The organism is Pigmentiphaga sp. (assembly GCF_019689535.1).
Lineage (GTDB): Bacteria > Pseudomonadota > Gammaproteobacteria > Burkholderiales > Burkholderiaceae_B > Pigmentiphaga.
Window position 1 is genome coordinate 1 of the sequence record NZ_JADGHH010000044.1, and the last position, 20,321, is coordinate 20,321.

A 20,321-nucleotide genomic window follows, 5' to 3' on the forward strand; every position below is an offset into this window, starting at 1 on the left:
GGTCGGAGGAGGCGGCTTCGGCGGCGGAGGCGGTGGAGGCTTCGGCGGCGGCGGCGCCTCGGGGCGGTGGTGACCATGGCGTTCAAACGATTCCTGCGACACCTGCTCACGACGCGCCGCGCGGCGCGCCGGGCCTTTCCGCCTTCGGCGCTCGATGCCATCGAGCGGGCCATACGCGAGGTCGAGGCGCGCTGCCACGGCGAGATCCGCTTCGTCGTGGAAAGCGCGCTCGACATGGGGCCCTTGTGGCAGCAGCAGTCGCCGCGGGAACGGGCGCTGGAGGTCTTCGCCCTGCACCGCGTGTGGGATACGGCCGAAAACAACGGGATTTTGCTCTATGTGCTCATGGCCGACCATGCCGTCGAGCTCGTCTGCGACCGGGGCATTCATGCCCGCGCCGGCGCCGAGGCCTGGGAGACCATCTGCCGCAACATCGAGCACGCCTTCCGGGAAGGCCGCTATGAGCAGGGCGTCATCGACGGCATCGCGGCGTTGGGCGCCACGCTGGCCCGCCACTATCCCGGTGCGGAGCGGAGCAACGAGCTGCCCGACCGCCCTTACGTCATGTAGGCACCGAGCCGGTCAACTCTCCGGGACGCTGCGCGACAGCAGCAGGGCATTGAGGGCGGCCAGCACCAGCAAGGCGGCGACCAGCCCGATGAACCCGGTCCAGCCTGCTTCGGCAAGCGCATAGCCGCCGCCTGCACCGATCAGGCTCGAGCCGCAGTAATAGCCGAAGAGGTAGAGCGACGAGGCTTGGGCGCGACCTTGCCGTGCAGTGCGGGCGACCCAGGTGCTGCAAATGGAATGGGCGCCAAAGAAACCAAAGGTCAGGATGACCATGCCAGCCACGAGCAGCGCAAGGTGGGGCGATAGCATGAGCAGCGACCCCGCCAGTTGCAGCAGGACCCCGGCCGTCATGACCCGCCCGCGTCCGTGCCGGGCGGCCAGGTCTCCCATCCAGGCGGAACTGAAGATGCCGGCCAGGTAGGCGATGGACACCATGCCGACCACCGCGTGCCCGAGCGAGAAGGGGGGCGCGAGCAGGCGAAAGCCTACGTAGTTGTAGACCGCCACGAATCCCCCCATGAGCAGGAAGCCCTGCGCGAACAAGCGGAGCATGACAGGGTTGACCAAATGCGCGCGAAAGCCGGCCGCCATCCCGCGCACGTCCAGGGGGCGCGGGTGGAAGTTGCGCGATGCCGGAAGCGTTTTCCAGAACAAGGCGGCGCCCGAGAATCCGAGCAGGCCGATGAGCAGGGCGGCGGTGCGCCAGCCGAAGCCCTCGGCAATGATTCCCGCCAGCAGGCGTCCGGACATGCCGCCGATGGCGGATCCGCCGATGTATAGCCCCATCGCGAAACCGGCCGCGCGCGGCTCCATCTCTTCGCCGACGTAAGCCATGGCGACCGCTGGCAACCCGCTCAACGTGATGCCCATGAGCGCGCGCATGAAGAGCAGGACCGGCCAATCCGGGAGCCAGGCCATGGCCGTGGTCAACGCGGCGGAACTGAGCAAGGAGGCAATCATCAGCGGTCGGCGTCCCAGGCGTTCCGACATGGCGCTAGCCAGCAGCATGGATACGGCCAGCAGCGCAGTGGTCAGCGAGATGGCCAGGCTGCTGGCCGCGGGGGAGAGCGAAAAATCGTGGGAGAACAGCGGCAGTAGCGGTTGGACGAAATAAAGCAGGGAGAACGTAGAAAATCCGGATGCAAACAGTGCGACGACGGCGCGCCAAAAATCGCGGGTGCCCCGTTGGATGTGATGGACCGGGCCCTGTGGGGGGATGGGGCTCGACCCGGCGTGGGCGTGCGGATTGCGGGAAGAAGACGACATGGGACGGCGAGGGAAAGCGAGGGCTCCACTCTAGGCTTTTCGGGCCGCGTCGTCCAATGTCGAACGGGCATCTAGGCATGTCGGGCCGGCTTTCCGGGACGGTCCTTATAATCGCAGCAGCCGATCGCGATTCTGTTCCCACCTTTTCATGTCCGGACCCGATTCTTCTTCCCAGCCCTCTTCGACGTGGCGCAAGTGGTTGTTGTGGAGCGCCGCTGCGCTCGTGCTCGTCTTGCTCGGCATGCTGACTGTCAGCTGGGTCATGCGCGACAGCTCGCCCCAATTCACGGAGCGGCTTCGCACCGAGGCCGGCTCCCGGCAGCTCGGCCTGCCCGACGGCTCGCGCATCGAGGCCGGGCCGGACACGGTTCTCGGGGTCGCGTATTACTCCCGCCGCCGGCACGTCTCCCTTGCGCAAGGGGAAGCGACATTCCGGGTGCGATGGCTGTACCGCGCGGCTTTTACTGTCCAATCGGGCCTGAACGAAGTCGTCATCGAGGGTTCCCGCCTCGAGCTGCCCGACATCGTCTTCAGCGTGGCGGCGGCACCGGAGCAACTGAAGGTGGCGGTGAAAGAGGGCGCATTGAAAGTACGTACCGTCACCGCGGGCCCGCGCGAATTCGTCGAGTTGCAGGCTGGCGACCTCCTGACCATAGACATGGGCAGCCGCACGCACAGCGTTAGCCGGCCTTGAGCGCGCCGTTACCGGGGCGGCACATCGGCTTCGGCACCCAGCGGCGGGGCGATCTCTTCCAAGGACCTGCGCTCAGCATCCACGCCGAGGCGCAGCGCGCCGATGCCGGCAAGCATCATCAGCGATGCTGCGGCGGCGTAGCCCGCGGCGACCGCGGCGGGGCTGCCGGTGCCGATCAGCTCGCCAAACAGGGCAGGGCCGGCGAACCCTCCCAGCCCCGTGCCCACGGCATAGAAGATCGCGATTGCCATGGCGCGCATTTCCAGCGGAAACACTTCGCTCACCGTCAGGTAGGCGGAACTGGCGGCGGCCGATGCGAGGAAAAACACGGCTGACCAGCACCATGCCTGGGAGCGGGCATCCAACCACTCCTGTACGAAAGCCCATCCGCTCAAGGCCAGGCCGAGGCCGGCGGATGTGTAGGTGAACGCCATCATGCGCCGGCGGCCGATGCGGTCGAAAAGCGGGCCCAAGAGAAGAGGGCCTAGCACATTGGCAAGCGCGAACGGAAAGACGTAGAGTCCGACCCGGCCTTCCGGCACATGGTGAAAGCGCGTCAGCACCAGCGAATACGTAAAGAAAATGGCGTTGTAGAAAAACGCCTGCGCCACCATCAGCGCCAGGCCGACGGCGCTGCGGCGCCGATAGCGGTGCAACAACACGCGCGCGACCATGGCAAGCGAGGCGGCGCGGCCTGCAACTGGCATCTCGCCAGTCACCGGCGGGAGCTTGCCGTGTCGACGCTCCACCTCGGCTTCGACGGCTGACACGATGCGTTCGGCTTCCCCCAGGCGGCCGTGCGCAATCAGCCACCGCGGGCTCTCGGGCACGTGGCGGCGCACCAGCAGGATCGCGACGGCCATGGCTGCGCCCGCAAGAAACGCCGCGCGCCATCCCCATACGGGGCCGAACACGCGCGGGTCCAGCACCAAGAGGCTCAAACCCGCGCCGAGCGCCGCACCCAGCCAGAAGCTGCCGTTGATCGCGAGATTGACGCGTCCCCGTACCCGGGCCGGGATGAGTTCATCGATGGCGGAATTGATCGCCGCATATTCGCCCCCTATGCCCAGGCCCGTAACGAAGCGGCACAGCGCGAACATGAGGAACCCCGGGGAGAAGGCCGTCGCGAGGCTGCCAACGGTATAAATCACCAAGGTGACCAGGAACAGCTTGCGGCGGCCGAGGCGATCGGCCAGCCAGCCGAACCCCAATGCGCCCAGCACCGCGCCGGCGATGTAAAGGGAGCCTGACCAACCGATTTGCGCCGCGCTCAGGCCCAGGGTGTCGCCACGCTCCAGTACTCCGCCCACGCTGCCGACGAGCGTGACCTCCAGTCCATCCAGGATCCATGCGACACCCAGCGCGACGGCCACGCGCGTGTGCCAGGAAGACCAAGGCAGGCGGTCGAGCCTGCGTGGAAGGTTGCTGCGTATCACGTGCGGATAGGCCCGGGTCATCGACGCTATTCGATCATATCGCTTCGGCTTTCAAGCGCCAGCCGCGGACCGGCCGTGCGCGCAATGGGTAGTGGACACCTGTGCTCCGCCGTGAAAGGCGTAGTACCAAGGGATGAGCCGCTCATGCTTCAGCAAGCAGCATACCCGCGGGCACAGTGAAGCGTGGGGCAGGCACGCCATGTTCTGATTGTCCTGATGCATGTCGAGATCGTCCATGTCATCGCCCGCGCAGGGCACTACCATCAGCGCATAAAAAGGCGACGGGCGTGTTCCGTCGCCATGACATACACCGCGCCACGCCGCTCACCTGCGGTGCGCGCGTCGCTGGGATTACCCGGCCCGATTGCACCGACAACTCCTGCCTGACGCCGGCTGAGGCCGTGGCGATCAAGAAGATCTGGGACGGCGCACGGAACATCGAGGGTGAACTCCTGTGGCCAGGGCTTGAGCGCGGCACGCCCCTGGGTGCGCTTGCCGGGGCAACGCCGTTCTCGATCGCCGTCGAGCAGCCCAAGTACTGGGTGTACCTCGATCCGGACTGGGATTGGAAGACGCTCACCTATGCCAACTATGGCCAGTTCTTCACCGACACCGTGAATGCGGTCGGGCCGGTGATCGCGACTGACAATCCCGATCTGTCGGCTTTCAAGAGCCGCGGCGGCAAGCTCATCATGTACCACGGCTGGGCCGATACGCTCATCATGCCGCAAGGCACGATCCGCTACTACGACAACGTGCGCAAGACCATGGGCGAGGGCGTGGATGATTTCGCCGTGCTCTACATGGTGCCGGGCATGGGCCACTGCAGCGGCGGCGACGGGCCTAATCAGTTCGGCCAACGCGCAAGCGGTTCGGTACCGCAGGACGCCAAGCACGATATCTTCCGCGCGCTGATGGACTGGTCCGAAAAGGACCAGAAACCGGCCGAGATCATCGCGACGAAGTTCGTGGGCAACGTCGTGGCCAACGGCATCGAGCGTACGCGGCCGCTGTGCCAATACCCGGCCGTGGCGCGCTATGTCGGCACCGGCAGCACGGATGACGCTGCCAACTTCCGCTGCGTCGTAGAAGACTGACGCCCATGTGGGCGCCGGGCCGCGCGTGTACAGTGAGTCACGCGCGGCCCGGCCTTCGGGGGCCAGGCACTCTCCATGAGCCCGCAACGAAACGAGGGGGATGGCGCAGACGGGTTAGACCGAATGGCCCGGGAACGAGGCGGGGCCGCCTGGTACTGGCCGCCTTTCTCTTTTCCACGTGACTTTACATAATATACATTATGCGCATATTTGGCTTGGCGGGGCGCAGCCCGCCGCGTCCCATCAGGCACGCTTGCCCGTGCTTTCTGGCGCGGACGCCTTGGGAGCCTGCAAGCTCAGGTACACCGCAAGCAAAATCGCCAGGCCGCCCCACAGATGCGCCCATGACAGTGCTTCGCCCAGCAACAGCGTTCCCCACAGCACGCCGAACGGCGGCATGATGAATGTCACGGTCAGGATGCGTTGCGGTCCGATGTTGGCCAGCAATCGGAAATACAGCAAGTACGCGACGCCCGTGCTGAGCACGCCCAGCGCCAGCATGGACGGCATGAGCGCATAGGCGTCCAGTTCCGCCAACGGCCGGTTCAGGCCCGTGGCGCCCGCCATCGGGACGACGAGGAGCATGGCGCCGACCTGGCTACTGAACGTGAGCAAGAGATTGTCGAAGCTGCCTCGCTCGTAGATCCAGCGTCGTGTCAGGAACGGGGCCAGGCCATAGCAAGCAGCCGCCAGCAGGCAGGCCAGGCAGCCCATGAGCACCGGCAGTCCGAACTCGACGGGCCCGGCGCCTGTGAGCACTGCCACGCCGAGCATGCCGACTACCGCGCCGGCGATCTTGTAGCCGGTGATGCGATCATGGAAAAACGCCGCGCCGATCAAGGCGCCCGTGAGCGGCGTCGTGGCGTTGAGAATGACGAGGTATCCGGCTGGAAGGTATTGCGCGGCAAAGCAATACAGCACGAACGGGATGCCGGAGTTGACGACCCCGAGCAGCAGCCCCGCGCCGAGCTTGCCGTGAAAGCGCCACGGTTGGCGGCGAACCAGTATGACGCCCGCCAAGAACAAGCCGGCCAGCACAATGCGCCCGGCGGCGGTCGGCATGGGGCCGAGCAGGGGTGAAAGTTCGCGCGTAAAGACGAAGCCTAGGCTCCAAAGCCCTGCCAGGGCGATCAATGTGGCCAAATCGATGATGCGCAAGGAACGGACTCCAGTAGGAAGCGATGGGGCGGAGACAGCCCCCCTGCTCCGCGGCCGGCATTGTTGCACAGCCCGAGGGGACACCAGGGCCGCCTTAGATTGCCAAGCCGCTGGTGCGCCGCACGCGCCGGGTGACGGCTTCTTCGAGCACGCCCGCGTGCGGCTCGATCAGCGTGAACCAGGTCTTGGCTCGCGTCACGCCGGTGTAGATCAGCTCGCGCGTCAGGATGGGGCTGATCGTGGCTGGCAGGATGAGGGCCGTATGCGCGAACTCGGAGCCCTGCGATTTGTGCACGGTCATGGCGAACACCGTTTCGACCGCAGTCAGGCGGCTCGGCAGCGCGAAGCGCACGCCGGGCGATCCGTCGCTGCGCGGGAAAGCGACGCGCAAAGCGGTCTCGCCGGATGCTCCCGGGAGCGGGATGCGCAGCGCGATGCCAATGTCGCCATTCATCAAGCCCAGGCTGTAGTCGTTCTGGGTGACGAGCACCGGGCGCCCCTCGTACCAGCCCTGCTCTTGCGCGATCAGGCCGCGGGCGCACAATGCGCGCGAGACGCGTGCATTGAGGCCTTCCACGCCATGTTCGCCTTTTCGGACCGCGCACAGGAGGCGGAATTCGTCGAAGGCTCCAAGGACCGCCAGGGCCCACGCGTCCCAGGCAGGATCGTCCGCTGGCAGGCCGGCTGGCGGGCGGTGTGTTTGCAGGACGTTGAGGTAATGGGCGTAGCCCTGCGGCTTGCCGCGCGCAGTTCGGGCATGGCCGTCGAGCAGCAGGCTGTCCAGCGCGTCCGGCGCGAGGGCGCGGGCCGCATAAATGTGGGCGTCATCGCCGGACGCCTCTTCGTCCAGTACGCGCCGCACCGATATCGGGTCGCCGGCGTTGACGGCGCGGGCCAATCGGCCTATGCCGCTGTCAGCGCCGAAACGCCGCGAGCGCCTCAGCATGACGGTCTGCTGGGCCATGGCGTGCCGCTGCGGTTCGCCGGGCAGGAGTCCGGCCTCGGCCAAGCTTTCCCCGCTGGCTTCTTCCAGCCAGCGCACGGTCTCAACGGTATACCTCCCCTCTTCCGCGTCCTTGCACAGATCGCCCAGTACCGCGCCCGCCTCCACCGAGGCGAGCTGGTCTTTGTCCCCGAGCATGACGAGCCGGGCGTGGATGGGCAGCGCGGCCAGCAGGTGCGCCATCATTTCCACGTCTACCATGGATGCTTCGTCCACGACGAGCACGTCCAGCGGCAACGGATTGCCCGCATGGTGGCGGAAGTGGCGCGTGTCCGGACGCCTTCCGAGCAGGCGATGCAGGGTGGACACGTCGGTAGGAATGGAGGCGCGCACCGCATCGGGGACTGGCAGCCGGCCGACTTGGTCGGCGATCGAAGCAGCCAGGCGCGCCGCGGCTTTGCCGGTCGGGGCAGCCAAGAGGATGCGCAGCGGCCGCCCTGCTTCGTGCGCAGCCATTTGCAGCAGCGCGAGCAGCCTTACCACGGTCGTGGTCTTGCCGGTCCCCGGTCCGCCGGTAATGATGCTGACGCTGCCGCGGGCGGCCAAGGCGCAGGCGAGTTTTTGCCAGTCGGGGCCAGGCGCGGGCGATGCGTCCGGGGCGTCGAACAGCTGCGCTAGCATCTGCTTTAGCCCGGGTGGCGGGTTGACTGGCTGTTGCAGCCGGCGCCGGAGCGATGTGGCGATGCGCTGCTCGAAGTCCCAGTAGCGGCGCAGGTAGAGGCGTTGGCCATCGAGGACCAGCGGGCGTCCGGCAGCGTCCCCTTCCGCCGCCTCCGGCGTGGCAACGAGTGGGCTCGCCGCGAGAGCTTGTTGCCAGGCGTCCAGGTCCACGCCCGCCAGCACGTCGGAAGGCAAGCTCATCGCCTGCGCCGTGTCGCCTTCGGGAGGAAGAGACAGTGCCTCGTCCGGCCGCTCCAGCGCCAGGGCGAGGTCGAGGCACACATGCCCGTGTCCGAGTTGGTGGCTGGCCAATGCCGCCGCCAAGGCCACCAGCGGATCGGCTTGTGGCTCACAGTCGTAGAGAAAGCCCGCGAACGCCCGGTCCAGGCGGCGCAGCCAGCCGCGCTCGGCCCATTGGTCCAGCAAGCCGAGCAAGGCCCGTCGATCGCGCAGATGGGCCGAAGGCTCGGGAGGCGCATCGAAAGGCAGTTCGTAATTGAACGATCCCGAAATCATGCTGGCGTTTCCATGGCAGACCCGGCGCCGGTGAACAGGCGGTCGAGCGCTTCGATGAGCGCCCGCGGCGGCCGGTCGAAATACACGCCCCGCGTCGGCGCGCCGGTGCCACGCAGGAATAGGTAAAGGGCTCCCCCCAAGTGGCGCTCGTAGTCGTAATCAGGCAGGCGGGCCGCCAGCTGGCGGTGTAGCGCAAGCAGGTACAGCACGTACTGCAGGTCATAGCGCTTGGCGAGGATCTCCGCCTGCATGGCGGCTGGGGTGTAGGCCGCATCGGTGGGGCCGAGCCAGTTGGATTTGTAGTCCGCCACGTAGTAACGGCCGTGGTGTTCGAATGCCAGGTCCATGAAACCCTTGAACATGCCGTTGACGATGGCCGGCTCGAGGGCCGGACGTGGCATGCCGGGCAATACGTGGCGCCGCACCAGGGCGTCGATGCGCGAGACATCGACATTGCGGCTTTCGAACCAAAACTCCATTTCGACCTGGTAGGCGCGCAGCTCGGCGAGACAGAAGCTCTCTCCTGCCCCGCCCAGGGGTAGGCGCTCCTCTAGCAATCCCGAGAGCCATCGGCTCAGCGGAGCGATCCAGGGCTCCCAGCCTCGCCGGTTGCAGCGGCGGGCGACGACGTCGGCGACCCGCTCGGGGGCGGCGGCAATGTCGGCGAAACCCTCGGCTCCGGCCCATTCGCACAGGCCGTGGAGGAAGGTCCCGGGCCCCGGACCGCGCGGAAACCGGTGCATGCCCGTGCCGCCGGACACGGTCGGCGTGCCGTCGGGCTCGGCTTCGTCGTCGTCGTAGAGCTTCTGCGCTTCCGGCGTTTCCGGGCTCAGGTCGCCATGCAGGAGCGGGCTTGGCCCCCGCTCTGCCGGCGCGAGCTGGGCGATGCGCAGTGCGCTGTACGAGGCAATCCACCAGGGTTCGCCCGGCTCGCGGGTGGGAATCCGGTAGCTTGGCGCCTCGTGTGATGCGTCGTCACCGGTCAGTGCGTGCCCGTCGATGGCCGGGGCGGCGCTGACGCGGATGCGCGCCCCCGAGGGATCCAGGGCCTGCAGCAGTCCCGGCAGGTCTGCGCTGCGGGCGAGCTGCTGCCCTCCCCCGACGAGATAGCCGAGCGCGCTGCGATGCCAGCCCGATTGCTTGTCGCGCCCGTTCTGCAGATCGGCCACGCCCAGCCAGCATGCGTGGCGCGCACGCGTGAGCGCGACATAGAGCAGGCGCAAATCTTCCGCCAGCCGTTCCTGGTCGGCCAACCGCTCTTCGTCTTCGTCGGGCGCGAGGCTGACGACCAAGTTGCCTTGGTCGTCGTGATAACGCAGGGGTGGGCGATTCTTGTCGGCGGGACGGAATGAGCAGGCGAATGGCAGGAAGACGAGCGGGTATTCGAGCCCCTTGGACTTGTGCACCGTCACGACCTTGAGCAATTCCGCATCGCTTTCCAGGCGCAGAATCTGTTCATCGCTTGCCTGGCGGTCTTGCCCCAGATGCTCGGCGAGGTGGCGAATCAGCGCTTGTTCTCCATCCAGCTCCCCGGCGGCGCGTTGCAGCAGTTCGGCCAGGTGCAGCAGGTTGGTGAGGACGCGTTCGCCGTCGGCACGCCGCGCCAGGGCGGACGGAAGCTCGAAGTCGTCCATGAAACGCCGCATCATGGGCAATATCCCCTGCCGTCGCCAAATGTCACGGTAGCCCCGGAAGCGCAGCACCCAGCCTTCCCATGCACGTTCATCGCGGTTCAGTGCGTCGAGTTCTGCGAGCGGCCGGGCCAGCGTCGGGCTGGCGAGCGCCGCGCGCAGGCGACGATCCGCTTCCGGCTCGGCGCAGGCCCGGAGCCAGAGAAGCACGTCTGCTGCTTCGGCGCTATCGAACACGGAGTCTTTGTCTGACAGGTAGACGCTGCGTATGCCGCGAGCGGCCAGCTCGGAGCGGATCACCTGCGCTTCGATCGCGTCACGCACCAGCACGGCGATGTCCGCGGGTCGAAGCCCTCGCACTACCTCGCCGCGGCGGAATCCCGTTCGTCCGCGGCGTCCCGTTTCCAGCAGGTGCACGATGGCGGACGCACAGGCAGCGGCCATGACGTTGCGATAGGCACCGATGGCGCTTGGTGCCTCCTGTTCGGCGACCCAGATGCCGAGCGCAGGCCCGGGCGCGCCGTCGACGACCAGCGTCTCGGCAAGGCCGTTGGCCCGTACCGGGGAGAATGGCAAGGGGTTGTCGTCGCGCTGGCGAAAGAGGAACGCCCCCTTCCCTTGCGCCCGGTTTTCGGCCGCCGCGAACAGCATGTTGACGGCCTCTACCATGTCGGTGCTCGAGCGGTAGTTGGTGTCCAGGCTGTAGTGGCGCCCGCGGGTCGCCGTCCTGGCTGACAGATAGGTGTGGATGTCAGCACCCCGGAAGCCGTAAATCGCCTGCTTGGGGTCGCCGATCATCAGCAGCGCACAATCTTCCCGGTTTTCTGCGACCCGGTAGATGCGGTCGAAGATGCGATATTGAACGGGGTCGGTGTCTTGGAATTCGTCGATCAGCGCAACCGGGAACTGGGCGCGGATCAGCTGCGCCAGGCGATCGCCGTTCTCGCCGCGCAGCGCCTCGTCCAGTCGCGCCAGCATGTCGTCGAACCCCATCTCGGCACGGCGGCGCTTTTCTTCGTCGAAACGCGCGCGCACCCATCGGGCCGCATGCGCGAGCATGTCGGCGTCTGCCGAAGGGAGCCGGTCCAAGTGTTCCGGCAGCTTCGCCAGGGCGTCGAGCCCCGGATGCGTAATCGTAAACCCGGGAGCGCAGATTTCCGCCATGCCGGCGGGGGTCAGCCGGTGGAACCCCGTGCCGAGGTCCAGCCCTTCCTGCTCGGGGTCGGCGGCCCAGGCGGCGAGCCTGTCGAACCAGGGGCCGTACCAGCGCGCCTGGAATTTGCGCGCATTGACCTGCTTGGCCGCGCAGGCGGCATCGCAGAGGGCGCGCAATTCCGCCGCCCATGCCGGCCAGGGCGCCTTCAGGCGAGCCAGCGCGTCTTTCCTCGCCCGCATTGCCCCATCCAGCAGCTCCTGCAGCATCACCTCGCCCCCGGCCTCGCGGGGGGAGACATGGGGGAGCAAGGGCATGATCCGGTGGCGCAATTGATCCGGCGTCCCCCAATTCTGCTCTACCCATTCCAAGGCCTGCCCTCGCAGGGCATAGCAATGCCTGCGCCAGTAATCGCGCACGACCTCCGCCAGCAGCTCGGTCTGGTCGGTTTCCAGCTTCTGCTCAAAGAGACTGCCGCTATCGAACGCGTGTTCGCGCAGCATGCGTTGACACCAGCTATGGATGGTCGAGACGGCGGCCTCGTCCATCCATTGTGCGGCGACGTCCAGCTTGGACGCGCAGGCAGGCCAGTCGCCCGGGTCGTAGGAAGCGCGCAGCTGCCCGATCAAGGCGTCGGGGGCGTCGATCTCCTCGCGGAAATGTCGCGCGGCCTGTGCGAGCCGGGTTCGGATGCGGTCGCGCAGTTCTTGTGTGGCCGCATCCGTGAAGGTGACCACCAAAATTTCCGGTGGCAGCAGCTCGCGGCCGAACCCGGCGCCTTCTCCGCCGTGGCCGAGCACGAGGCGGACGAATAGCGCTGAGATGGTGAAGGTCTTGCCAGTGCCCGCGCTGGCTTCGATCAACCGGCTGCCACGCAGGGGCAGGCTCAGTGCGAGGTCTTGCCGGACGGTTGGGCGGGAGGCGGCGTTCATGCGGCATCTCCCGGTCGGCGCGATGAATGCATGTGCTCGCTGACTGTCTGGAGAAGCGGCTGGTAAAGGGTGGCGGCCCACTCGCCGAATGCGCCCTCGGACCAGAGCGCTGCGAAGTCGGGATACTGGCGTGTCAAGTAAGGGCTGCCCGTTCTTTCCCCGGCTGCGAAGGCAGAGCCTTCGTAAACCTTCTGGGCCTGTTCATAGGCGGCGTCTTGGTCGGGCAGCGCCGCCAGCCAGGCGAATGCCGAGCGCACGGCCACCGGGGGCGGTGAACACATGCCCGCCTCCCAGGCGTCCAGCAGCGCGGCGAGCCACGTCCGCGCCTGGTCCGCGGCCAGCGGAGGAAAGGACAATTCGGCATCCGTGGCAAGAAGGATGGTCTGTTGCCGCAGCCCCATCGCATTGCCGGCCAGGTGCGCCACCCAGGGGCGGATCAGCCGCGGCCACTTGAGGCGCTTGTTGTCGGCCCCGATCTCGTTCGGGGCCACCTCCAAGAGCAAATGTTCCCCTTTCCCATTGGTCCGTAAGCCGGCCAGCCAGCCCTGGAGCCGTGCCGTGCCGTGCGGCAGGTCGATTCCCACCGGCGCGCTCGGCGCATCCGGCCAATCAGCGCGGAGCTCCCGATGACGGGCCAACAGCGGCGGCAGCGGCGCGATCAGCGCCTGGCGCAGGCGTTCGCCGAAGCCCGCGAGAGGCAGCCGCCCGCTGCGGGCCAGGGACCGGGCTGCTTCTTCCAACCGCCCGAGCGCATCGTTTTCGTCTTCGGCGTCGAGGGCGGCATGTACCAAGTAGTCGCTCAGCTGGTAATGGTCCAGCCGGTCGAGGGCGAAGGGCTCCTCGTCTTCCGCAGCGGCGTCCGCGTCGTCGAAGTAGACCTTGAGCCGTTGGTTGAAGAAGGCGCGCAGCGGATCCCGGACGAAGCTTTGCAACTGGATGAAGTCCAGCGTCTTGGCGGGGGTCGGCAGCGGTGGCAGGGAGTCCGGCACCGGCCGTTGGGAAGGCTTGCTTTCGTGCATCGCGGCCCATTCGCGGGCATAGGTGAAATAGCCTGGGTCGCCCGCGAAGTAGCGCCGGCTGAACGGCTGGAGAGGATGGACGGTGGTGAGCGCATCCAACAGCGCCTGGCCATCATCGGGCGCGCCCTGCAGGCGCCAGCCCGCGGCGATGTGGTCGCGCAATTGTGCGATCAGGACCGATGGCGGCCGTTCGCTGTTGTCGCGCACGCTGCGCCCGACCCAGCTCACGTAAAGCTCCTCGCGGGCAGATAGCAGCGCTTCGAGCAACAGATAGCGGTCGTCTTCGCGGCGGGAACGGTCGCCCGGACGGTAATCGGCCCGCATCAGGTCGAAATCCGAAGGCGGCTGCACACGGGGATACTCGCCGTCGTTCATGCCCAGCAGGCAGACGAGTTTGAACGGGATGGCACGCATGGGCATGAGCGTGCAGAAATTGACCGCACCGGCCAGGAAGCGCTGGTTGAGCCTGCTGCGGTCGAGGGCGCCCAGCCAGGCTTCGCGCACGACCACCAAGGGGAGTTCTTCATGCAAGCGAGCTCGCTCGCAGGTGTCTAGCCACTCTTCCAGCAATTGGGAGAGGACGCCCAATGCGGCCTCCTCGTTGGCGTGGGCGGGGGCAAAGAACTGCGACAAGAGCCGGCGCAGCCGCTGTCCCCAGGCGTCGGGCGATGCGGGAGTCGCGAGCTCGGCGCAGGCCTCGTCCAGACCCTGCACCAGCGCTTCGAGCGAACCTACCAAGGCCGCTTCTAAGCCGCCGATTTCGTCATAGGGCTCGATGTCGTGGAAAGCTGTGCCGGAGCCGACCGCGTAGCCGAGCAGCATGCGGCGCAACCCGAACCGCCACGTATTCTGCTCCATGCCTGCGGGCAGCCCCAGGCTCGCACGCTGGCGGCCGTCCAGTCCCCACCGTACCCCCGCGCCTTCTATCCATCGGTGCAGGGTCGGCAGGTCGGTTTCTTTCAGGCCAAAGCGCTTGCGTACTGCCGGCACGTCCAGGAGGTCCAGGATTTCGCTGACGGCGAAGCGGCTTTCGGGGAGCTTCAGCAAGTGCTCGACGGCGATCAGCAGCGGTTCGCGTCCACGTTGCCCCTGGTCCGCCAATGTGAACGGGACGTACCGGCGGTCCTGGGGGTCGATCTGCCCGAACACGGCCCGGATGTGCGGCGCGTAGGCATCGATGTCGGGCACCATGACGATCACATCGCGCGGACGCAGCTGGGGGTCGGCGTCGAAGCGCGCGAGGAGCTGGTCGTGCAAGACCTCGACTTCGCGTTGCGGGCTGTGTGCGATGTGAAAGCGCACGGAGCGGTCCCGCGCGGGATCCACCGGCCCCCAGTGGTCGCGCGTCTCGGCGAGCGAGCGCAGGTTCAGGATGTCGTCCTGGATCTGCGTCAGCAGCCGGTCGGCGCGCGGCTCGCTGAACAAATCGATGCGGCGGTCGCTGATGGGCGCGAAGTGGTCCCGATAACGTTCGGGGACGTCATAGGTGTCGAGCAGGTTGATGTAATCGCGCCCCTGCTTGCCCCAGGCAGCGAGCAAGGGGTTGCCGAACCCGTGCAGCGCCTGCGTGCCGGCGCCGGCCGGCATGCCGGGGCGGCGCTGCTGGCGGCGATACTGGTGGCGCAGCAGGTCTTGGTCGGCCACGATGTCGGCCCAATGGTGCTGGCAAGGGTTGTGCACGCACAGCAGCACCTGCGAGAACTTCGACAGTGCCGCCAGCGCTTCCAGGGCCTGCGCGGGCATGGACGAAATGCCGAACACCATGACGCGCCGGGGCAGGCCGGCGGGCGCGCGATCGGCGCGGGCGAGCCGGGCCACGAATTCGCGATGTACCCGCGCACGGCTATGGAGGCGTTCGTCTTCGCCCAGGTCTGCGAGCACGGCGCGCCACAGTGCAGCTTGCCAGCGATCTTCCGGGCCCAGGGGCACGATCCCGCGCCGGGACGTGCGCAAGACGTCCCGCCCGTGCTCCCAATCGTCCAGCCAGTCCGCGCGATACACCTGATATTGGTCGAACAAGTCCGCGAGGCGCTCGGCCAATTGGTGGCGCTTGCGCATGCCGTGGTCGTCGGCCAGGAATCGCCGTAGCGGCAGGAACACGTCGTCGTCGAGCAGCGTGGGGAGCAGGCGCACGAGGCGCCAGGTCAGGCCGTCGCGATCCAGGGATGAGGTTTCGGGCAGCCGGTCACGTCCGAGCACGCAGCGATAGGCGCGCCAAAGAAAGCGGCCGGGCAGCTGGACATCCACTGCCGCCGCGATGCCGCATCCCACGGCGCCCTCTTCTTCGCCGCCGCCCCGCGGATCTTCCGCCAGGGCGAGCTTGAGCCACTGTGCGATGCCGTTGCTCTGGACCAGGATCGTCTCGGCCTCGAGCGGCCCGATCGGGTATCGCTTCATCCACGACACCGCTACGCCGCGAAGCTCCTCCAGGCGATTGCCGTGGACGACCATGAAACCGGGGGGCAGCGAGGACGGAAAAGGCATCGTTCGAAGCTAGGCGAGCGTGGCAATGCCTCATTCTACCGGCCGCTGGCCTGTCTCCCAGGGGGCCCTGCCCGGCCCCTTGGGGCGGATCACTTGTATCCGACCCGGTCCAGGATTTTCTGTGCCGTGACCTGATTGCGGCCGATGGCGGCGATCGAGACCGTTTCCGCCTTGAACGATCCGAGCGCCTCAAGGGCGGGGTTGTCGGTCTTGACCGAACGGACGGCGGGCCACTCGTTGTTGCCGGCGGCGAAATACTTTTGCGCTTGGTCGCTGGCGAGGTATTCGAGGAACTTGACCGCGGCTTCCTTGTGGGGAGCGTGGCGCGCCACCCCGCCACCGGCCACGTTCATGTGCACGCCTTGGCCGGCCTGGTCGGGCCAGATGAAGCCGACCTTGGCGATCGCCGCCTTGTCTTCCGGCTTGTCGGAACGGGCCATGCGCACGTAGTAGTAGTTGTTCGTCAAGGCCACGCCGCACTCGCCCGAGGCGACTCCCTTGATCTGGTCGGTGTCGCCTCCCTGCGGTGGGCGTGCCATGTTGGCCACCATGCCCCGGGCCCATTGCTCCGCGGCGGCCTCGCCGTTGCGCTCGATCAGCGAACCGAGCAGCGAGAGCATGTAAGGGTGCGAGCCGGACCGGGTGCAAACCTTGCCTTTGTTCTTAGGATCGGCCAGCTTTTCATAGGTGTCGACGTCTGCTGGGTTGACGGTGGCCTTGTTGTAGACGATGACGCGCGCGCGGGTGGAAAAGCCAAACCAAAGGGGATCTTTGCCAGGCTCCCCGCCCTGCAGGTTGGCGGGAATGCGCTCGGCCAGGACCTTGGAATTGACCGGCTGGAACAGGCCGTCCCGCTCCGCCCGCCACAGGCGTGCGGCATCTACCATCAGGATGACGTCGGCAGGGCTTTTCGCCCCTTCGCTCTTCAGGCGTTCGATCAGTGCGGCATCCCCTGCTTCGAAGCGGTTGATCTTGATGCCCGTCTGGTCTGTGAAGCCTTTATAGAGGATCTCGTCGGTCTGGTAATGGCGGGCTGAATAAATGTTCAATTCCTGCGCCTGGAGGCCGGCGGATACCAGCAACGCTGCGCAGAGCAAGGAAAGCTTGGGCATGGACGCACTCTCCACAGAAGAGCTCAGTCAGGGAATTGAAATTATTATCATTACCAATCAGGCGAGTCAAACTTTTCAGCTTCTCGTAAGGGAGCCGCGGGAAATGGCCCGAGCCAGCACAATGACGGGCAACAGCCCGGCCAGGACGATGGTCAGTGCAGGCACGGCGGCCTCCCCCAGGCGTTCATCCGAGGCGAGTTGGTCGGTGATCACGGCCAGCGTGTCGAAGTTGAACGGACGCAGCACCAGCGTGGCGGGCAATTCCTTCATGACGTCGACGAAGACCAGCAGGGCCGCGGTGAGCAGGCTGCGTCGCAGCAGCGGCTGGTGTACGCGCACGAGCAACTCCCAGCTCGTGGCTCCGAGCGTGCGTGCACTGGCGTCCAGCGCAGGAGTGATCTTGGCCAGGCCGGCCTCCACGGTCTGCAAGGCGACGGCGAGGAAGCGGACCAGGTAGGCGTAGATCAGCAGCGTCAGCGTACCTGTGAAGGCCGTTTGCCAGCCGCCTATCGATTCGAGCCACCGGTCGAGCGCGCCCACGACGACGAGCAGCCCCACTGCCAAGACTGCGCCCGGAACGGCATAGCCCAGGGCAGCAATGCCGTTGGCCAACCGCACCACCCGGCCGGGCGCGAGGCGCGCCGCATAGGCCAGCGCCACGGCCACCGCCACTGCGAGCACGGAGGTCGTGGCGGCGAGCTGCAGCGTATTGGAGAGCCAGTCGGCATACCGGCTCCAGTTCACCGCATCCAGGTCCCGAAAAGCCATGCGAAGCATGATCGCGACAGGCAGCAGAAAGCCCATGGTGAGCGGCAACAGGCAGGTCAAATGGGCCCAGGCCACGCTTCGTCCGGTGAGCCGCTTGGGCGTGGGCGGACGCTTGTGGGCGCCGGCATGGAAGCGCAGGCGAGTGCGGCTGCGCCGCTCCAGCCACACGAGGACGAAAACGAAGACGAGGAGCGCGGCGGCCAGCTGCGAGGCCGCGATCCGATCGCCCATGGAGAGCCATGCCCGGTAAATGCCGGTCGTGAACGTCTGCACGCCGAAATACGAGACGGCGCCGTAGTCGGCCAGGGTCTCCATCAGTACCAGCGTGACGCCGGCCACGGCAGCGGGCCGGGCGAGCGGGAGCACGACGGTGAAAAACGCGCGGGCCGGGCCGCAGCCGAGCGTGCGTGCCGCTTCGGCCAGTCCAGGGCTGCGTTCCAGGAACGCGGTGCGCGCGAGCAGGTAAACGTAGGGATAGAACGCAAAGATAAACACGAGCGCTGCGCCGTACCAGGAGCGTATGGCCGGAAACCAGGGAAGCGCCGGTCGGCCCGTCACCTCCCGCAGCAGGGTCTGCACGGGGCCGGAGAATTGGAAGAAATCGGTCAGGGCATAGGCCATGACATAGGTCGGCATGGCGAGCGGCAGGATGAGCGCCCATTCGTAGACGCGGCGCCCGGGAAAATCGTAGGCGGCGACCACCCAGGCCGCCGCGATGCCGACCACCGCGGCGCCCGTGCCGACGCAGGCCATTAGCGCCAGCGAGGTGGCGACGTAGGACGGCAGGACCGTCGCCGCGAGATGGGACAGGATGTCGCGCGCCTGCGAGTCGGTGATCAATACCGACAGCAGCAGCCCCAGGATCGGGATGGCGATGAAGGCGGCCGCGGCAACGGCGGGCCAGGAGAGCGCGGTGCGTCGGTGCATCGGGCCTCTGAAAGGGTTGGTGAGAGGAGCCGGCGCGCAGACCTGCTTTCGCGTTGGCGGCATATGGGAATACGAATTATATTCATCTGCTCTTGCGATTCGCTTTGTCACTATGCCTCATTCCCACCTGCAACTCGATCACATACGCGTCGGTTATCGCGTGCCGGGCGGCTGGCATGTCGTGGTCGACGACCTGTCGATGGAGCTGCGGGAAGGCCGCATCGGGTGCCTGCTCGGCCCTTCGGGCTGCGGAAAAAGCACGGTATTGCGCGCCATTAGCGGGTTCGAACCTTTGCTGGCAGGAAGCATTGCGCTGCATGGCGAGGTCGTGGCGACCCCGCGCCGCAGCCTCGCGCCCGAGAAGCGCCGGGTGGGCGTCATGTTCCAGGACTACGCCCTCTTCCCGCATTTATGCGTGGCCGACAACGTAGGCTTCGGGTTGCGCCGCGAATCGGCCGCCGAGCGTGCACGGCGCGTCGGGGAGCTCTTGTCGCTGGTTGGCCTGTCGGCCTTGGCCAGGAAGTATCCCCATGAGCTGTCCGGCGGCCAGCAGCAGCGTGTGGCCTTGGCCCGGGCGCTCGCGCCGAGGCCGGAGCTCTTGCTGTTGGACGAACCCTTTTCCAGCCTGGACGCAGATTTGCGCGAACGCCTGGCCGGTGAGATCCGGGACATTCTGAAGGAAGCCGGGGCGACCGCCCTCCTCGTGACGCACGACCAGGCCGAGGCATTCGCGATGGCGGACGAAATCGGCGTGATGGAGCACGGCAGGATCGTGCAGTGGGATAGCCCCTACCAGCTATATCACTCGCCCGCCTCGCCTTTCGTGGCGGCTTTCATCGGCGCCGGGGTGCTCCTGCCGGGCCGGTCGATCGGCGACGGCGGGCGGGTCAGCCTGGAGCTGGGCGAAGCCGAGGCCACGCAAACGCCGCCGCAAGGCGGACGGGACGGGGCACTGACCGTACTGGTCCGGCCGGGAGACATTTGCGCCGACGGGCGCAGTCCGATCCGGGCCCGCCTCGTGCACAAGACTTTCCGCGGGCCGGACTACGTCTATACCCTGCGCCTGCCGTCGGGCTCCGAGGTGCTGGCGTACATGCCGCAGGAAGACGGTCACCAGGTGGGCGACGACATCGGCATACGCTTGTGCGGGAACCGGCTGGTGTCGTTCCCTGCCGCCGGCGCACAGGCGTAGAGGCGCGATCACCGCCGCATGCGGCGCTGGCGCTCGTAATTCAGGCGCTCGACGAAATCATTCGCCAGCCGGGTGTTACCCGCTTCCCGGGCGAGGTCGGCGGCATTTTTTCCTTCCTCGTTGCGCACGTATCCGTCGGCGCCTTCGTCGAGAAGCAACTTCACCGTCGAGGCGTGGTTGTAGCGCATGGCCATCATGAGCGGCGTCATTTTTCCCGGCGACTCGGCATCGATGTAGGCATGGTGCTCGAGCAGGAGGCGCACGGCGTCGTCATTGCCTTTCGAGGCCGCGTAATGAAGCGCCGTCCAGCCTGGATGGTTGACCTCGGCCCCACGCTCGATCAAGGCTTGCATGCGTGCGGTTTCGCCGCGTATGGCGAGGTACATCAGCGGGCTTTCGCCCAGCAGGTTCTTGCGGTTGACATCGATGCGCTTGTCGGCGAGCAGCACGTCATAGACCGCCCACGATTCTTCCTTGATGGCCTCCAAGAGCGGCGTATTGCTGAGCTCGTTGGGCATGTTGGGGTCCAGGCCCCGCTGGAGCAGCGTCTTGACCGTATCGGCGCGGTCATTGCGTATCGCGATCCAGAATTCTTCGGCCGCCCCTGCTTGCGACGTCGAAAAGGCCGCCGCACACCACCAGACCGCAAGGAAGGCGAGCACCGAGCGAACCAGTGTGTTGTTCATGCCAAATACCTTTAAAT

The 20,321-nt window shown here is 66.8% G+C and carries 13 protein-coding genes; 4 read left to right on the forward strand and 9 right to left on the reverse strand.

What is annotated here, in order from left to right; translation table 11 throughout:
* Positions 1-75 precede the first annotated feature (75 nt).
* Positions 76-570 (forward strand): TPM domain-containing protein, encoded by a 495-nt coding sequence (locus IRZ12_RS05855; protein WP_296465569.1) that lies wholly within the window; start codon positions 76-78, stop codon positions 568-570.
* Positions 571-582: 12 nt separating this feature from the next.
* On the opposite strand, the gene IRZ12_RS05860 is transcribed toward IRZ12_RS05855, so the two are convergent.
* Complete coding sequence (locus IRZ12_RS05860) at positions 583-1,836, reverse strand: MFS transporter (protein WP_296465572.1); 1,254 nt, start codon at positions 1,834-1,836, stop codon at positions 583-585.
* A gap of 148 nt (positions 1,837-1,984) precedes the next feature.
* On the opposite strand from IRZ12_RS05860, the gene IRZ12_RS05865 reads away from it, so the two are divergent.
* Positions 1,985-2,530 carry a FecR domain-containing protein gene (locus tag IRZ12_RS05865; RefSeq protein WP_296465575.1) on the forward strand — a complete coding sequence of 182 codons (546 nt, stop codon included), beginning with the start codon at positions 1,985-1,987 and terminating at the stop codon, positions 2,528-2,530.
* A gap of 8 nt (positions 2,531-2,538) precedes the next feature.
* On the opposite strand, the gene IRZ12_RS05870 is transcribed toward IRZ12_RS05865, so the two are convergent.
* A complete protein-coding gene (locus tag IRZ12_RS05870) occupies positions 2,539-3,987 on the reverse strand; it encodes an MFS transporter (RefSeq protein ID WP_296465577.1) in 1,449 nt (482 codons plus the stop codon).
* A 266-nt stretch (positions 3,988-4,253) separates the two neighbouring features.
* Between IRZ12_RS05870 and IRZ12_RS05875 the strand changes: the two genes are divergently transcribed.
* Positions 4,254-5,063: a tannase/feruloyl esterase family alpha/beta hydrolase gene (locus IRZ12_RS05875; protein ID WP_296465579.1), complete on the forward strand. Its 810-nt coding sequence runs from the start codon at positions 4,254-4,256 to the stop codon at positions 5,061-5,063.
* A gap of 243 nt (positions 5,064-5,306) precedes the next feature.
* Here the strand turns inward: IRZ12_RS05875 and IRZ12_RS05880 are convergent, their stop codons facing one another.
* The 6 genes from IRZ12_RS05880 to IRZ12_RS05905 form a co-directional block, all read right to left on the reverse strand.
* The gene (locus tag IRZ12_RS05880) at positions 5,307-6,221 is read right to left on the reverse strand and encodes a DMT family transporter (protein ID WP_296465582.1); all 915 of its coding nucleotides are present in this window, start codon (positions 6,219-6,221) and stop codon (positions 5,307-5,309) included.
* A gap of 94 nt (positions 6,222-6,315) precedes the next feature.
* Positions 6,316-8,400 carry an exodeoxyribonuclease V subunit alpha gene (gene recD, locus IRZ12_RS05885; protein ID WP_296465585.1) on the reverse strand — a complete coding sequence of 695 codons (2,085 nt, stop codon included), beginning with the start codon at positions 8,398-8,400 and terminating at the stop codon, positions 6,316-6,318.
* Positions 8,397-12,116 carry an exodeoxyribonuclease V subunit beta gene (gene recB, locus IRZ12_RS05890; protein WP_296465588.1) on the reverse strand — a complete coding sequence of 1,240 codons (3,720 nt, stop codon included), beginning with the start codon at positions 12,114-12,116 and terminating at the stop codon, positions 8,397-8,399. Before recB ends, recD begins: the two co-directional genes overlap by 4 nt.
* Entirely contained in the window at positions 12,113-15,619 is a 3,507-nt protein-coding gene (gene recC / locus IRZ12_RS05895) for an exodeoxyribonuclease V subunit gamma (protein ID WP_296465591.1), read from the reverse strand. Before recC ends, recB begins: the two co-directional genes overlap by 4 nt.
* 89 nt (positions 15,620-15,708) lie before the next feature.
* Positions 15,709-16,731, reverse strand: coding sequence for an extracellular solute-binding protein (locus IRZ12_RS05900; protein WP_296465594.1), 1,023 nt, complete (start codon positions 16,729-16,731; stop codon positions 15,709-15,711).
* Positions 16,732-16,806: 75 nt separating this feature from the next.
* Positions 16,807-18,426, reverse strand: a complete 1,620-nt coding sequence (locus IRZ12_RS05905; protein WP_296465597.1) for an iron ABC transporter permease — start codon at positions 18,424-18,426, stop codon at positions 16,807-16,809.
* Positions 18,427-18,538: 112 nt separating this feature from the next.
* Here IRZ12_RS05905 and IRZ12_RS05910 point away from each other — a divergent pair, with 112 nt between their 5' ends.
* Positions 18,539-19,618: an ABC transporter ATP-binding protein gene (locus IRZ12_RS05910; RefSeq protein ID WP_296465600.1), complete on the forward strand. Its 1,080-nt coding sequence runs from the start codon at positions 18,539-18,541 to the stop codon at positions 19,616-19,618.
* An 8-nt stretch (positions 19,619-19,626) separates the two neighbouring features.
* Here the strand turns inward: IRZ12_RS05910 and IRZ12_RS05915 are convergent.
* On the reverse strand, positions 19,627-20,321 hold a 695-nt coding region (locus IRZ12_RS05915; protein ID WP_296465602.1), incomplete at its 5' end, for an ankyrin repeat domain-containing protein.

Bases quoted from the DNA above. Each gene is read 5' to 3' on its own strand.
- IRZ12_RS05865 (WP_296465575.1), top strand. From the start codon at position 1,985: ATGTCCGGACCCGATTCTTCTTCCCAGCCCTCTTCGACGTGGCGCAAG.
- IRZ12_RS05910 (WP_296465600.1), top strand. From the start codon at position 18,539: ATGCCTCATTCCCACCTGCAACTCGATCACATACGCGTCGGTTATCGC.
- IRZ12_RS05855 (WP_296465569.1), top strand. From the start codon at position 76: ATGGCGTTCAAACGATTCCTGCGACACCTGCTCACGACGCGCCGCGCG.
- IRZ12_RS05900 (WP_296465594.1), bottom strand. From the start codon at position 16,731: ATGCCCAAGCTTTCCTTGCTCTGCGCAGCGTTGCTGGTATCCGCCGGC.
- recC (WP_296465591.1), bottom strand. From the start codon at position 15,619: ATGCCTTTTCCGTCCTCGCTGCCCCCCGGTTTCATGGTCGTCCACGGC.
- IRZ12_RS05860 (WP_296465572.1), bottom strand. From the start codon at position 1,836: ATGTCGTCTTCTTCCCGCAATCCGCACGCCCACGCCGGGTCGAGCCCC.
- recB (WP_296465588.1), bottom strand. From the start codon at position 12,116: ATGAACGCCGCCTCCCGCCCAACCGTCCGGCAAGACCTCGCACTGAGC.
- IRZ12_RS05870 (WP_296465577.1), bottom strand. From the start codon at position 3,987: ATGACCCGGGCCTATCCGCACGTGATACGCAGCAACCTTCCACGCAGG.
- IRZ12_RS05905 (WP_296465597.1), bottom strand. From the start codon at position 18,426: ATGCACCGACGCACCGCGCTCTCCTGGCCCGCCGTTGCCGCGGCCGCC.
- recD (WP_296465585.1), bottom strand. From the start codon at position 8,400: ATGATTTCGGGATCGTTCAATTACGAACTGCCTTTCGATGCGCCTCCC.